Annotated in this window: 9 protein-coding genes; 1 reads left to right on the forward strand and 8 read right to left on the reverse strand. The window is 70.6% G+C overall.

Annotation, left to right across the window (positions count from 1 at the left end):
* Positions 1 to 4: 4 nt before the first annotated feature.
* The 8 genes from C6376_RS34495 to C6376_RS34530 all read right to left on the reverse strand — a co-directional run bounded on the left by C6376_RS34495 (position 5) and on the right by C6376_RS34530 (position 11,354).
* On the reverse strand, positions 5 to 1,336 hold the full coding sequence (locus C6376_RS34495) for a beta-galactosidase (RefSeq protein ID WP_107446993.1): 1,332 nt from the start codon (positions 1,334 to 1,336) through the stop codon (positions 5 to 7).
* Positions 1,333 to 2,238 carry a glycosyltransferase family 4 protein gene (locus C6376_RS34500; RefSeq protein WP_159083347.1) on the reverse strand — a complete coding sequence of 302 codons (906 nt, stop codon included), beginning with the start codon at positions 2,236 to 2,238 and terminating at the stop codon, positions 1,333 to 1,335. The genes C6376_RS34495 and C6376_RS34500 overlap by 4 nt, the downstream gene beginning before the upstream one ends.
* A 181-nt stretch (positions 2,239 to 2,419) precedes the next feature.
* On the reverse strand, positions 2,420 to 3,958 hold the full coding sequence (locus tag C6376_RS34505; protein WP_159083348.1) for a glycosyltransferase family 39 protein: 1,539 nt from the start codon (positions 3,956 to 3,958) through the stop codon (positions 2,420 to 2,422).
* Complete coding sequence (locus C6376_RS34510; RefSeq protein WP_107446996.1) at positions 3,955 to 4,788, reverse strand: PIG-L deacetylase family protein; 834 nt, start codon at positions 4,786 to 4,788, stop codon at positions 3,955 to 3,957. Before C6376_RS34510 ends, C6376_RS34505 begins: the two co-directional genes overlap by 4 nt.
* On the reverse strand, positions 4,785 to 6,602 hold the full coding sequence (locus C6376_RS34515; RefSeq protein ID WP_107446997.1) for a glycosyltransferase: 1,818 nt from the start codon (positions 6,600 to 6,602) through the stop codon (positions 4,785 to 4,787). The genes C6376_RS34510 and C6376_RS34515 overlap by 4 nt, the downstream gene beginning before the upstream one ends.
* Positions 6,602 to 9,094 (reverse strand): lipopolysaccharide biosynthesis protein, encoded by a 2,493-nt coding sequence (locus C6376_RS34520; protein WP_107446998.1) that lies wholly within the window; start codon positions 9,092 to 9,094, stop codon positions 6,602 to 6,604. Before C6376_RS34520 ends, C6376_RS34515 begins: the two co-directional genes overlap by 1 nt.
* Positions 9,091 to 10,569 carry a glycosyltransferase family 4 protein gene (locus tag C6376_RS34525; protein WP_107446999.1) on the reverse strand — a complete coding sequence of 493 codons (1,479 nt, stop codon included), beginning with the start codon at positions 10,567 to 10,569 and terminating at the stop codon, positions 9,091 to 9,093. Before C6376_RS34525 ends, C6376_RS34520 begins: the two co-directional genes overlap by 4 nt.
* Positions 10,566 to 11,354, reverse strand: a complete 789-nt coding sequence (locus C6376_RS34530) for a glycosyltransferase (protein WP_107447000.1) — start codon at positions 11,352 to 11,354, stop codon at positions 10,566 to 10,568. Before C6376_RS34530 ends, C6376_RS34525 begins: the two co-directional genes overlap by 4 nt.
* 197 nt (positions 11,355 to 11,551) lie before the next feature.
* Between C6376_RS34530 and C6376_RS34535 the strand changes: the two genes are divergently transcribed.
* Positions 11,552 to 13,408, forward strand: a complete 1,857-nt coding sequence (locus tag C6376_RS34535; RefSeq protein ID WP_107447001.1) for a glycoside hydrolase family 15 protein — start codon at positions 11,552 to 11,554, stop codon at positions 13,406 to 13,408.
* The last annotated feature ends 98 nt before the right edge of the window (positions 13,409 to 13,506 follow it).

Genomic DNA, 13,506 nt, shown 5'->3' on the forward strand with positions numbered 1-13,506 from the left:
CACCTCAGTTGTACCGGGAGATCACCGCGGAGTAGTCCGCGAGTGACGAGCCCGGAGTACCGTCGTAAAGGTTCCTTTCGAACGCCCACATCAGCCCCTGCAGTCCGCAGCTCTTCATCTGTCGGGCTGCCTGGGCCACGACGCCGGGATAGTAAGGGCTCACATGGGTCCCGGCGCTTTCTCCGTTCAGCAGGGCGAAGTTGTACTGCCGCGCGATGCGGCTGATCCAGCGCACCGAGGACCAGCTGGTCTGGACGTGGCCGGGTGGGGCCTGGATGTCCACCTGGCGGTCGCCGGGGGCACAGCCGTTGTTCCTCGGCTCTCCCGTGCCGTCCACGAGCGAGGTTGGCACGATCTGCACGTTCCGGCGGTCGTGGATCTGGCCGAGGGTCTTGTAGAAACCAGCCCCGATCCCGACCAGCCGGGAATCATCCGTCTCGTCCACGTGGAGGTGACCATCGAGGGTGCGTTGGTAGTTCTGGGGGTAGTAGCCCATGCCCGGCACGAGCACCTTCAGGAACCCGTCGTAGCCCAGTGACCTGTAGTACTTGATCTGCCAGTTGACGGCGTCGGACAGAGACCGCAGATACCAGTCGTACCACTCGCCGACCTGAGCCTTGGTGAATGCCTTCCCCCGATAGGTGTGCTGACCCGGTTTCCAGCCGGGGAACGGGTTGGCGGTGACGGTGGGCGGCCGCCCCGTCCGGGCCCCGCTCTGGGCGTTCTTGTCGAACGCCCAGTAGTAGGTCTTCGTATCCGGGAGACCGGGGCCGTCCGAAGGGTAGGTGAACTCGCCGGAGCCACTCACCCCGACCCGGATGGCCCAGAAGTTGTCGAGTCCGATGACCCTGGCGAGCTGGTCGACGTAACCCTGCGCTTTCTCGCGCACGGTCTGGCTGAAGACCATGTTGGGGGTTTCCGTGAGGCGATCTGAATTCTGGTTCACATAGGAGGCTTCGGGATATTTCTCGTAAAGCCAACTCGGCGCGCGGTTCAGGCCCAGGCTCACCTCGACGAGCAAGCCCGCCTTCTGGAACCGGTCCAATTCCTGTTTGACGCTTTCGAGGTACTGGGAGGAATATTCCCCCTCCCGGACCTCGTACCGGTCCCAGGAGATCTGCATTTCGGCGACCTGGATGCCCTTGCTCCGCTCGAGGTGCGCTTTCTCCGGTCTGCTCTGCAGGGCCCCGAAGTAATAACTCGGGCCTTCGTCGCCCGGGGGGACCCGGACGCAGGCCACGGCGAGGAGCACAGCGGCGATGATGCCGAGAGGCCTCCGGTGGTGTGCGGTCTGGCCGACCGCGCGTCGCAGCGCTGCGCGCCGTGCCGGGTTCACGGCAGGACCTCCTTGTACAACCGTTCGTACTGCGCTCGGAAACGGTCGGGCCCGAACACCTCCTCAACCGTGGCACGCCCAAGCCTCGCCTGCATCTCCCACCACTGGGGCCGCTCGAGCAGCTGAGTCAGCAGTTCGCCCGTCCGCAGTCGGTCCCCGGCAGGAGCGCGCAGTCCCGCGTCCCCGAGCGTGGCGAACTGGGGAAGATCGCTGAGTATCACCGGGCGTCCGGTGGCCAGCGCTTCCAGCACCACGAAGGGGATGTCCGCTTTCCCACCCAGCCTCTGCGGGGGGAAGAGCAGCACATCCGTCGCCTGCAACAGCCCGGGCATGTCGGAGACATGGCCCAGGATGTCGACGTCCGGGAGTCCCTCTCGGGCCGCCAGGGCCCGCAGTTCTGCCTCCAGTGGGCGCACGTCCTGACCCAGCCGGGCCCGCATGGCCAGCACCAGCCGGAACCGGGCCCCGCGCCGGTATGCCTCCGACGCAGCGGCGATCGTCTCGTGCGCGCCGCCCTCCGGGTCGTGGTGACCGGCGAACAACACGACGGGAGTCCCTCCGACGCGCGGCTGCCACGGCCACCGGTCCAGCGGAATCGTCGGCGGAATCACCCGGACGTCGCCGAACCCCGCCGCGCGCAACTGTCCGGCCGTCGCCTCCGACAGGGCGACGGTCACTCCCAGCGGCCGCGCTCGCTCCAGCAGACCGGCGTCCACCACTCCGGACACCGTGTGGATGACCGGACCGCCGCCGAGAATGCACCTCCGCAGCCGGGAGAACAACGGGTATGTCCTCCCGATCGTCAGGACCGCGTGCACCAGATCCGTACGGCGAGCAAGGACACCACCGAGGAGGGCTGCCTGGAACCGTTCCGGAACGTGCGGGCCACCGTCGTGCGACACGATGGGCACGGCTCGGCCACGCGTCGGCCCGCGCTGGCCGCGCGAGGGCCACCGTGAGAACCACACGAAGTCCCGATCCGGCATGCATTCGGCGATGGACGAGGCCAGCCGGGTGTCAGCACCCGCACCGCCCTCGTACGGGCAGCTGGTGAACAGCAGTACCCGGCTCCGCGCCGAGGGGCTAGCCATCGCGGCCGCCCAACAGCGACGGGGGCGGCACCGGCACCCGGTACAGCTCCACCGTGCCGTACGTGCGGCCATGGAAGGAGAAGAGCAGTGCACCGTGCCGGGTGAGCTGCCGCGCCTCGCGTGGTGTGAACGAGGAGAGGTTGTGCTCGACGATCCGCCACGGCACGACGACGTAGGCAACTCGCTCCCTCGCCCGAGCCTGCGGCGTGGCCCATTCGCCCATGCGGTAGCGGTCCTCGAGGAGCAGGCTGCTCGATTCGCTCATGGAGGTGATCGAACTGCCTGCGGGGACGTGTCGTGTCATGTACTGCCGAAGTCGCTCGTACCCGTCGTCGGGTTGTGCGGTGGCCCCCGCGAAGGTGAACCCGGACCACGCCAGGGTCAGCGTCAGCATGGACACCGCTGCGACGCGCGAGACGGCGGCGCGGGGCGCGCGCTCGGTCCGCCGCTCCCACAGCTGTACGGCCCTCATCGTCAGGATCACGATCGTCGGAACGATCAGCAGGTACAGCTGCTGTTCCTCCAGTGTGCCCTTCACGACGGCGTAGCCGAGGGCCAGGGTCGCCGACACATACCAGAGCGCCAGCAGACGCTGCGGCGGGCCACCGCGACGCAGCAGAGGAACCACGGCCAAGGGGGCCAGGATCAGGAGCACATACGTGCTTCCGAAGCTGGACATCTCCTCGATGAGGCGCTGGGAAAGGGAGGTCGATTTCCCGGAATTGAAGCCGGTCTCCTGCACCAGGCCCAGCAGCCGTCTGATTCCGTGAGTCTTGGTCCCCCACAGCGCGTCGATATGGCCCGCCCACGCCACGGTGCTGACGTAAATCGCGTACGGCACGGCGGCGAAACCGGCGGCGAGCAATGGCAGTGACCGCTTCGACGGCCAGATGAACACCGTGGCGGCGAGCAGGGGCAGCACGGTGACGAGAGCCGTCACGTCCTTCGTCAGGATGGCCAGGCCGAAGAGGAGCCCGGCAGCGGCCGCGCGCCGACGCCCCTTGACCCCCGGATTCCTTTCCGTCAACGGCAGCAGCACCAGATAGCCCAGTAGTACCCAGAGCATCGCCGACGTCTCGATGAGTACGCGTTGGTTGATCCGGAGGATGAACGGATCGATGGCGAAGACCGCGCCCACGGCGACGCCGGCCAGGGTGGATCTGGTGACGCGTGCCGTCAGCAACACCAGCACCACGGCGGTGAATCCGGCGAGCAGGGCGTTGAGCTGACGCATCTGGTACACCCCGGAGACGACGTCCGCGGACGCGCCGAACAGTCGCTCCCAGCCGCCCTCGAGATAGAAGAAGCCGGGCGGGTGGAGCCAGAACAGCCCACCGTCGTCCCGAGGGAAGCCCCCATGGGCCACGGAGTGACCGAAGCGCCAGTAGAAGATCTCGTCACCGAACACGTCCGGCCCGCGGCCGACCCCGAACAGACGGAGCAGTGCGGTGAACAGGCCGCCGCAGACCGCCACCGCCCAGAGCGGTACCGCGCGCAGCCACGCCACCGGCATGGGCAGGGCCCTGCTCACGACGGCCATGGCGAACCCCCGACCCCTCCGTCACCCGTCCGTTCGCCGTCGGTGAGCATGTAGGTCTCCGGCACCAGGGGGATGCGGCCACCGGGGAAGAGCGCGTCCGCCTGCGAGCGGTACCCCCGTACCAGCGCCGGCTTGGCGGCGAGTTCGCGGGCCCACTCGACCTCGACGAGCGCGTTGCGCTCGACGAAGCGGGGATCGAGGCCGTTTCGCTGGTTGTAGGGGAAGTCGCTGTAGTAGACCACCGGTGCGCCGCTGAGTTCGGCGGCCGTCCGCACCAGCACATGGTCCACGTGTCCGCCCACTCCCGAGGGGGCCAGCAGGACCGTACGCGGCGGGGACGCCAGCTCCTCCAGCAGGGCCAGCACACGGCTCACCGTGGCGGCGTCGTGCCGGGAGATCCGGCCCGTGGCGAGGTGCAGCCGGTACGTGGGATAGACGTGCGCGGCCTCGGGCAGCACGCGGCGCAGTCGGCCCCGGCCCCCGCCGGACGCCGCGGCCCTCCGGCGGAAGAGGCCGTCGACCAGACCGAGGTGGAGCCAGTCCACACCGAGACGGCGCAGTACCTCGCGGTCCTCGGCACGCCGGTCCCGGTACAGGCGCTCGGCGTCCGGCTGTCCGACCTGCCGCAGGTACTGCCGCCCGGACACGGTGTACGGCGGAGCACCGGGCTCGGTGAAGAACGTCGCCACCCGCACCTGCGTGTGTCCGACGGCGTGCGACATCAACGCCCCGCAGGACAGGACCGCGTCGTCCAGGTGCGGGGAGAGCACGACAAGTGGCGTACCCGTCCCGATCGCGGCGGTGAGTGGATCGGCCCTCATGATCCGGCCTTCTCTCGTCTCGGTTCCCGGGTCGCCGCCCCGGTGTCATCGCTGGGTGGCCGCGGGGAGCTCAACAGCCGCTGGACGAGGGTGAGATACCGACCGGTCGTCCGTTCCCAGGAGAACCGCTGCGCGGCCCGGTAGGACAGAAGCCCCAGCTCTCGGCGCATGTGCTCGTCCTCCGCGAGAGCACGCAACCGGCGGGCCAGGGCGTCCACGTCGAAGGCGGGGACCGCGACGTTCCCGCCGCCGTCCATCCATCGCAGGGTGGGCAGATCGAAGTGCACCACCGGCTTGCCGTACGACATGCTTTCGAGTGCGGCGATGCCGAACGCCTCGCCGCGGGACGGCAGTACCGTGAAGGCGCAGCCCGCCAGGAAGCTGTCCTTCCGCGCGCCCGTCACCTCACCGACCCAGCGCGCGTCGGCTCCGGTCGCCCTGAGCAGTGCGACGAGTTTGGCCACCTCGCCGGGGGCGCCCGCACCGGCGAGCAGCAGGGGCATCGACGGCGGGCCGCTGGAGTGGGCGGCGAGGAGGAGATCCAGTCCCTTGGCCCAGACGTCCACACGTCCCAGGTAGGCGATGTAGTCGCCGTCGCCGATCCGCCCGGGGTCGACGGGCCTCTGATCGACGCCGTTGTGGATCACGTGGGTGACGGCCCTCGGGGAACGACGGCGGACGATCGCGCCGTCGGCCTCGTTGAGGACGACGACGTCCTCGTAGAACCGCAGCCCCAATCGCTCCACCAGGGAGAAGGGCAGGTGGTACTTGCGTGACATGGCCGCGCCGCTGAGCGACTGGGCGAGCCCCACCACCCGGCTCCGTGAGAACAGCGGAAGGAATCCGGTGGAGAAGGGCGGCGTGAAGCTCTCCAGCCACAGGTCGTGCGGCAGCCGGCGGGCCACGAACGGCAGTACGGCGTGATAGAGCAGTTGCCCCGAACGTGGTCCGGCCCAGCCGAGCGGCAGCTTTCGGTACCGCACACCGTCACGGGTCTCGCTGCCGCCGCGCCCTGCCACGGTGATGACCGTGACGCGATACTCGCCGGCCAGGCGGCGGGCGACCTTGTCCACGAGCAGCGCGCCGCCGCCGTGGTAGTGCGGGTTGCGGATGTCGTCGAAGGTCGAGATCACCACGTGCTTCCTGGTGTCCGCCGCGTCGGGAGACGGTTCGGCCGCGCCCGCCGGCGGGTGCCGCTCCACCGGCACTCGTGCCATGGCCTCGGCCGCGACCTCGGCGGGCGGGGCGGCGGCGTTCACCACGTCCACGTGCCGCGACCGCGATGCCCAGCGCCGGTAGTCGTTTCGGAGGTCCGCCAGCGGACCGACGGCGAACTCGCCGTCGCGCCCCGCGAGCACCTCCGGCTCCGCATCGAGAAGCAGGGTGACCTGATACGCCCGCGACAGCCGTGTGAAGACGGCCGTCAGAGCAGAGCCGGGCGAAGGGTCGAACTTGACGAGGCCGTCGAGCGGACCACGATCGGTCACCACCGCGGCCGGCCGGCCGAGAGCCGTGCATCGGGCCCGTACGACAGCCCCCGCCAGCCGGACGGCGAGCTCCGCCGCGTCCACCCAGCCGTGGAGCCGGCCGATCCACGCGCCGTCGCCCGAGCCGGTCGACGGGCGCTCCCCGACGGACGCGGTGAACCGGAACCGAAGCCTTCGCGGCAGGTGCCGGCAGACGAGACAGCCGTAGCAGTACGGGGTCGCCACGGCGTACCCCTGACCGCGCAGGTCCTTTGCCACTCGCCCGGCCAAGGACGACTTTCCGGCGCCGTCCGGCCCGGACACACCGACCAGCAGGATGCGCTTCATCAGGCGAACCTCCTGCGCTCCTTGGCGACGACGAGCGGAACCCGCAGGGCCGCCTCCCGGGCCGCGACGAAGACGCGTCCACTCCGCAGGAGGTGCAGCGCGTGCTCCGCGCCCACGCGGAGGGACGCGGCTGCGGGCAGCGGTACCGGAAGCCTGCCCGGCAACCCCTGGTCCAGCCGGCGTATCGCCTCGATCACGACGGCGAGCGCCTGGTCACACCCGGCGGGCCAGCCCTCGCGCGCGGCCTCACGCCGTGCCTCTTCCAAGAGATCAGGCAGCAGCAGGTCCCGCAACGCGAACAGCTCCGACAGATCGAAGGAGAGATTCTGGAACAGGCCATGAGCCAGCCATATGCGCAGCGCGTCCGCAGGGTGGGGTACCAGCCAGGCTCCTCCGTCGGACGAGGCGCGGTCGAACAGCCGGCCGGTGGACATCACGGGCACACCGAACCACGACACGGCGGTGTGCAGATGGACCGACGGGCCGCGCCGAGGCGCCAGTTGTACCTTGGTGGACCGCTCCAGCCAGTAGGTCGAACGACCGGAATACCAGCCCTCGAGGGCGTCGCACGCGTCCTGCCACCGCCCGTCGGGCACCACCAGATCAAAGTCGCCGCACGCATGGCCGACGGCCACGTCCGCCTTGACGAGCACGGTGGGGATGCCCGCGGCACGCAGGCGCCCGGTGACCTCGCGGACGTTCTTCCACAGGAGCACGCCGGCCGCGTCCACGTCGGCGACGACATGCGCCAACTGCTGCGGGTACGCCCGCGCGAGGCGGCCCTCCACCTGGTTCTCACGCGCGAGCAACAGCGCGCGCCGCAGGGCGGCATCGGTGGTCGGAGGCGGGTTCCCGCGCCACACGGCTTCCACCAGGAGGTGGTCGGGCCGCTCCTGGGCGGGACTCGTTCGGAGCGTCGGGGGTTGCGGTGAACGGTGGGTCATGGCTGTGCCTGACTCGTCGGGGGGGATGGCTGAAGACGCGCGGGCCGCAGCCGGACGGGACGGGCCGGCGGTCGCGCCGTCCGCTGCACCGTCGGGACGGGCACCGTCGTGCCGGGGCGACGGGGCCGACTCGGACAGGGCCTCCGGCGGGTCCGGTGCCCCGGGGCGGCGCAGGAACCGTTCCACGGCGCGCAGGCCGACGGCCGTCGCGGCGATCAGCCACAACCGCGGATACGGATGCAGCAGCACCAGCACCCCCACCATCAGCAGCGGTTCCACGAGGGGCACCCGGCTGAGGAAGGCTTTCCCCCGGCGGCGGACGAGCCGGTGGAGCAACAGGGCGAGCGCTCCGAACGTGCCCACCGCGCCACCGACGGCCATACCGTGTACGCCGTCGATCCGCCAGCCCGCCAGGAGGGCGAGGGTGTAGCCCACCAGGCCGGCGATCTGCCGGCGTGCGCAGGAGTAGTCGTCCGCGGCCTGGGAGAAGGTGACGACCAGGTTGATCGCGCCGATGCCGAAGCCCGTGACCGCTGTGAAGGCCGCGAGGGTGCTCATCATGCTGTAGTCGGCGGGGAAGGCGAAGGTCAACACGGCGTTCGGCGCGGTGGCGACCGTCACGGCGAGGGGCAGGGCGGCGATGACGTACAGCCGTACGGCGCTGGCACTGAGCGAGGTGTCGGCCCGTCGCCGGGACAGTGCCGGGAAGAAGGCGATGGACACCGCGGAGGCCACGAACAGCGGCACCCGCGAGAGCGTGACGCTCGCCTGGTAGCTCGCGGCGTCGGACCGGTCGGTGGGCAACGCGGCCACGAGGACGACGTCGATCGCGGCCATCAGCGCGACCAGTCCCTGCAGCCGCGCGATGCCGAGCGCGCGCCGCCACAGGTCCCGGTTGGCCGAGGCGCTGCGCCAGGGCCGTCCGCTGCCCCGCGGCAGAGCCGGCCACCACAGCAGGAGGGGCAGCAAGCCCACCCCGAAGGCCGCCAGCGCGCCGGTGTCGCCCAGCCCGAGGGCCATGACCAGTGCCACGCCGGCCGCCGTCTTGATCCCCACTTCGGCCACACCCAGCAGCGAGAGAGTCCGCATCCGCTCCTCGCCCTGGAGCCGGCCGACGGGCACCGACGTCACATAGAAACAGAACGTGCTCAGCGCCAGTGCCGTGGTCGTGGCGGGTCCGGCGAACCCGGTCGCGACGCCGGCGACGACGCCGGCGGCGACGAGCCCGCCTCCGGTGCCGGTGATGATCGCGAACCGGCCCGCGTCGCCTCGCTCGGCATCGGACCGGGCACGGGCCAGCGCCTGCGCCAGCACCCACGGGACCGTCACCCTCGCGACGGTCACCGCGCTCAGCAGCAGCCCGGCCCCGGCGGCGAACCGCGCGTACGAGCCGACGTCCAGCAGCCTGGTCAGGAGCAGCGCGTACCCGTAGTTCACGACGCCCACGATCATGACGGACGCGGTGATCCATCGTGCGCCGTGCACCGCCGTCACCACGTCCGGGCGGGCCGTCGGCCGAGGCTTCGTCGTCGTACGGAGGGCGGTCATGGGGGATCCCGCCGTTCCGTGGTTCCGGGCTCGGGGCCGGTCGGCGTACGCGTCGCCCGCGGGGTGTCCACGTCGCCCGCGTCGGGACGTACGAGCTGTTCTCGCCGGTGGGCCAGCCGGAACATGGCCTCGCGCACGCCCAGTCGCCGCAGTGCCCGGTACGCGCTCAGTTCGTCGCAGCCGTGCAGCAGCAGGCGGAAGGAGTCGCCCCGCCGGCTCCACTGGTCTGTCTCCCGCAGCATGGTGTTCAGGGCGTGTTCGACGTCGTCGCCGTTTCGGGCCTGGAACTTCGAGAGAACCGTGAGGTCGCTGGCCCGGCGGCGTGACCTGCGGTGCCGTCGGACGCGCCGGGACTCCTCCAGCACCACCTGGGCGAGCCGTTCGGCGCTGTCGTCCCAGGAGAACCGCGCGCTCCAGGTGCGGCACCGATCCGCTGTCCGCTCGCGGGCGTCGGCGTCGCCCAGTTCGGTGAGGGCGGTGGCGATTCCGGCGGCCAGGGTGGTGTCGGTGGGGAGCAGCCAGCCGTTGTGGCCGTGCTGGATGGCGTCGCGCAGGCCGGGGACGTCGAAGGCGAGGGCGGGCGTGCCCAGGGAGTTCGCCTCGATGACGGTCAGGCCCCAGCCCTCGGCGACCGAGGGCACCACGGTGAGCCATGCCCTGCCGAGCAGTGTCCGCTTGCGTTCCTCGCTGACATGGCCGTGGAACTCGACGGTGGAGTCGAGACCGAGCGCGGAGGCGAGTCTGCGCAGGTTCGGCAGTTCGCTGCCGTCGCCGGCGAGGTCGACGCGCAGTCCGGGCCAGCGCCGCCGTAGCTCGGGGAGGGCCCGGAGCAGGAGGTCCACGCGCTTTTGGGGTGTCATCCTGCTGACCACGGTGATCGTGGGCGTCGCGGCCCGGTCGACGCGCGCGGAGGGCGCTTTGGGGCTGCCGTTGGGCACGAGGTAGATCGGGTTGTGGAAGCCCAGCTCTGCCCGCACGCCCTCCCGGCTGGAGGGGGAGACGACGACGATGGCACGCCCGTGGTAGACCCAGCGGCTGATCTGCTTCTCCAGCAGGCGCCCGACCGTGTTCATGGGCCAGCGGAAGAACAGGTCGAACTGCTTCTGGTGGATGTGGTGGATGACGCAGATGTCCGGGGTCCAGCGCGGTGTGAAGAGGGGGGAGAAGAAGGGGATGCCGTTCTGGAAGTCGACGACCGCGTCGTAGGTGTGACGGTTTTTCAGCAGGTGCACGGCCGCGGCGGCATAGACGCCGAACGTGCCCCCGCCTCGAAGGACGCGCACGCCGTCGGCCGACTCTTCGGCCCGGGAGCCGGGGAAGCGCGAGGCGAAGAGGGTCACCCGCGCGTTCGCGCCGGTGAGCCGTCGCGCGATCTCGTAAGCGTACGCCTCCGCACCCCCGGCCTGCGGATGTGCGGGGTCGCGCCAGTTCAGGAAGAGGACGTTCGTGCGGGCGATGTGATCGAGCGCGGTCATCGGGAGTCACCCCGCGAGAGCGAGACGCGCAGCATGTCCGCCATGGAGCGGAGACCGTCGCGTTGGGCGGAGAACGTCGAGCCCGGCATGTCGGACCAGTCGACGGGTACTTCGACGACCGACCCGCCGAGCCGGGTCAGCCGCGTGAGCAGTTCCACGTCGAAGGCGAACCCGTTCACTTGGCAGGCGGCCGCCACGTTCCGGACGAGCGGCCCGTCGAAGAACTTGAAACCGCACTGGGTGTCGGCGATGTCCGGCAGGCTCAGCCGGGTCAGCCTCCGGAAGGTCCAGCCGCCGCACCGGCGCAGCGCCGAGTCCACCTCGCAGTGGGCGCCGTCGATGTGCCGGGAGGCGATCACGGCAGCGTGCCCGTCCCGGAGGAGCGGGAGCGCCTTGTCGAGCGTCGCGATGGGCGTCGCGTTGTCGGCGTCGACGAATCCGATGAAGCGGGCCGAGGAGGTGAGGATGCCGCGCCGGACGGCGGCGCCCTTGCCGTGCTCGGCGCAACCGATGACATGGACTCGGGTCATGGCGGTGTCGAAGCGTTCGGGTACGTCGATCGTGCAGTCCACGCTGTCGTTGTCGACCACGACGACAGCGGACGACCAGGTCTGTTCCCTGAGGTAGTCGACCGTCGCCGCGATGGTGCGGGGGAGGCGGAGCTCCTCGTTGACCGCGGGAATGACGATCTCCAGTTCCACCGGAGGTCGTCTGAGGCAGGACGGAATCCCCTCGTGGGAGTGCGCGTCCCGCTTCGCGGAGCTTGGCGGCAACAAGGACACCATGTGAATTCACCTCTGTCGCGAGGGGCCGAGGGCAGGAAGCCGAGTGTTCGTTGTACGTTTACGTCGTATATTCATTTTCTGGCCGTTCATGGGCCTTGTCAAGAGATGTCGGTTTTGGTGGCTCTCGTCGGAGTTGCTCCAGTACGATGTATGTATACGATGTAATCACATGTACTCGTCCGAAGGCAGTGGGGCCCATGAGTTCCCCCATCGAGGACTACGCCCTCCTCAGTGATCTGGAAACCGCCGCCATGGTCGGCCGGAACGGTTCCGTGGACTGGCTGTGCGTGCCCCGCTTCGACTCGGAAGCCTGTCTGGCCGCGCTGCTGGGCACCCGGGACAACGGCTTCTGGCGGGTCGCCCCGATCGCCGCTCCCGGTACGTGCACCCGTCGCGCCTACCGCCCCGACACGCTGGTCCTGGACACCTGGTGGGAGACCGCCGAGGGGACGGTACGGGTCACCGACTTCATGCCGCCCCGTGCCCAGGCGCCGTGCATCGTCCGCGTGGTCGAGGGCCTGTCGGGCGCCGTGCCCGTACGCAGCGAGCTGCGCCTGCGCTTCCATCACGGCCGCGTGGTTCCCTGGCACCGCGACACCGGCGCCGGCACCGTGGCGGTCGCCGGTCCGGACGCCATGTGGCTGAGCGCGCAAGCTCCGGTGCATGCCCTCGACCGGGACGGCTCCACGGTCTGGGACGCCACCGTCCGGGCCGGACAGCGACTCGCCCTCACCCTGGTGTGGGCGCCCTCGCACCACCCCGGGCCGCCCGCGGCGGAAGGCGTCCCGGCGGAGACGATGCTCAAGGAGACCGACGACTTCTGGCGGCACTGGGCGGGCCAGTGCCGCTACCGAGGGCCATGGCGGGACGCCGTGGTGCGCTCCCTGATCACGCTGAAGGCGCTCACCTACGCGCCCACGGGCGGCATCGTCGCCGCGCCGACGACCTCGCTGCCCGGCTGCATCGGCGGCGAACGCAACTGGGACTACCGGTATTGCTGGCTGCGCGACTCCACGCTCGCCCTGTCGTGCCTGCTGCGCTGCGGCTACCGGGACGAGGCCTCCGCCTGGCTGGACTGGCTGGTACGGGCCATCGCGGGCGACCCGGCCGATGTGCAGACCGTGTACGGCCTCGGCGGGCAGCGGTTGCTCCGGGAGACCGAGGCGCCCTGGCTGACCGGCTACGAGGGATCACAACCGGTGCGGTTCGGGAACTCCGCGGCGGGCCAGTTCCAGCTGGACGTCTACGGCGAAGTCCTGGACACGCTCCTGCTGTCGGTGCGTGCGGGGATCCCCCTGCCCGCTCATGTGTGGGAGCTGGCGGAGGTGCTGATGGGATTCCTGCAGCGGCATTGGCGGGAACCCGACCAGGGACTGTGGCAGGTACGAGGACCGCGGCGGCAGTTCGTCCACTCCAAGGTCATGGTCTGGGTGGCCGCCGACCGCGCCCTGCGCATGGGGGCACTGCTGGGGCGCAACGGATCCTCGGCCGAGTGGCGGGTCCTGCGGGACGAGGTGCGTCGGCAGGTCCTCCGCGAGGGCTGGGACGCCGGACAGCGGTCCTTCGTGCAGTCCTATGGTTCCCCCGGCCTGGATGCCTCCGCCTTGCTGATGCCCAGGCTCGGCTTCCTGCCGGCCGGGGATCCGAGAATCCGGTGCACCGTCCGCGAGATGCGCCGACTCGACCGCGGCGGCTTCCTCCGCCGATACGCGCCGGGCGGTGGCGGTGTGGACGATCCGCAGGGCCCCGAGGGCACGTTCGTGACGTGTTCCCTGTGGTACGCCGACGCGCTCGCCGCCACGGGGCGCGTCGAGGAGGCCCGCAACGCCTTCGAGCGAGTCCTCGCCGTCCGCAACGACGTCGGACTGCTGTCCGAGCAGTGGGATCCGGACGCCGGACGCCAACTGGGCAACGCACCCCAGGCGTTCAGCCACATCGCCCTGGTGGAGACGGCGTTCGCCCTGTCGGCGGCGTCATCCCCGGCTCCCCGCGGCCGGGAACCGTGGAACGCGAGTGGATCCGGGCTCATCGCGCCGTGCCCGGTCGGGGCCTGAACGCCTCGCCGCAGGAACGGCGGGACGGCCGTAGCCGTCCGCGGAGGTACCTCGTCCGGTGCCGGGCCGCTCGCCCTCGGGGCCGGACGGCTGTCCGG

This window comes from Streptomyces sp. P3 (assembly GCF_003032475.1).
Lineage (GTDB): Bacteria > Actinomycetota > Actinomycetes > Streptomycetales > Streptomycetaceae > Streptomyces.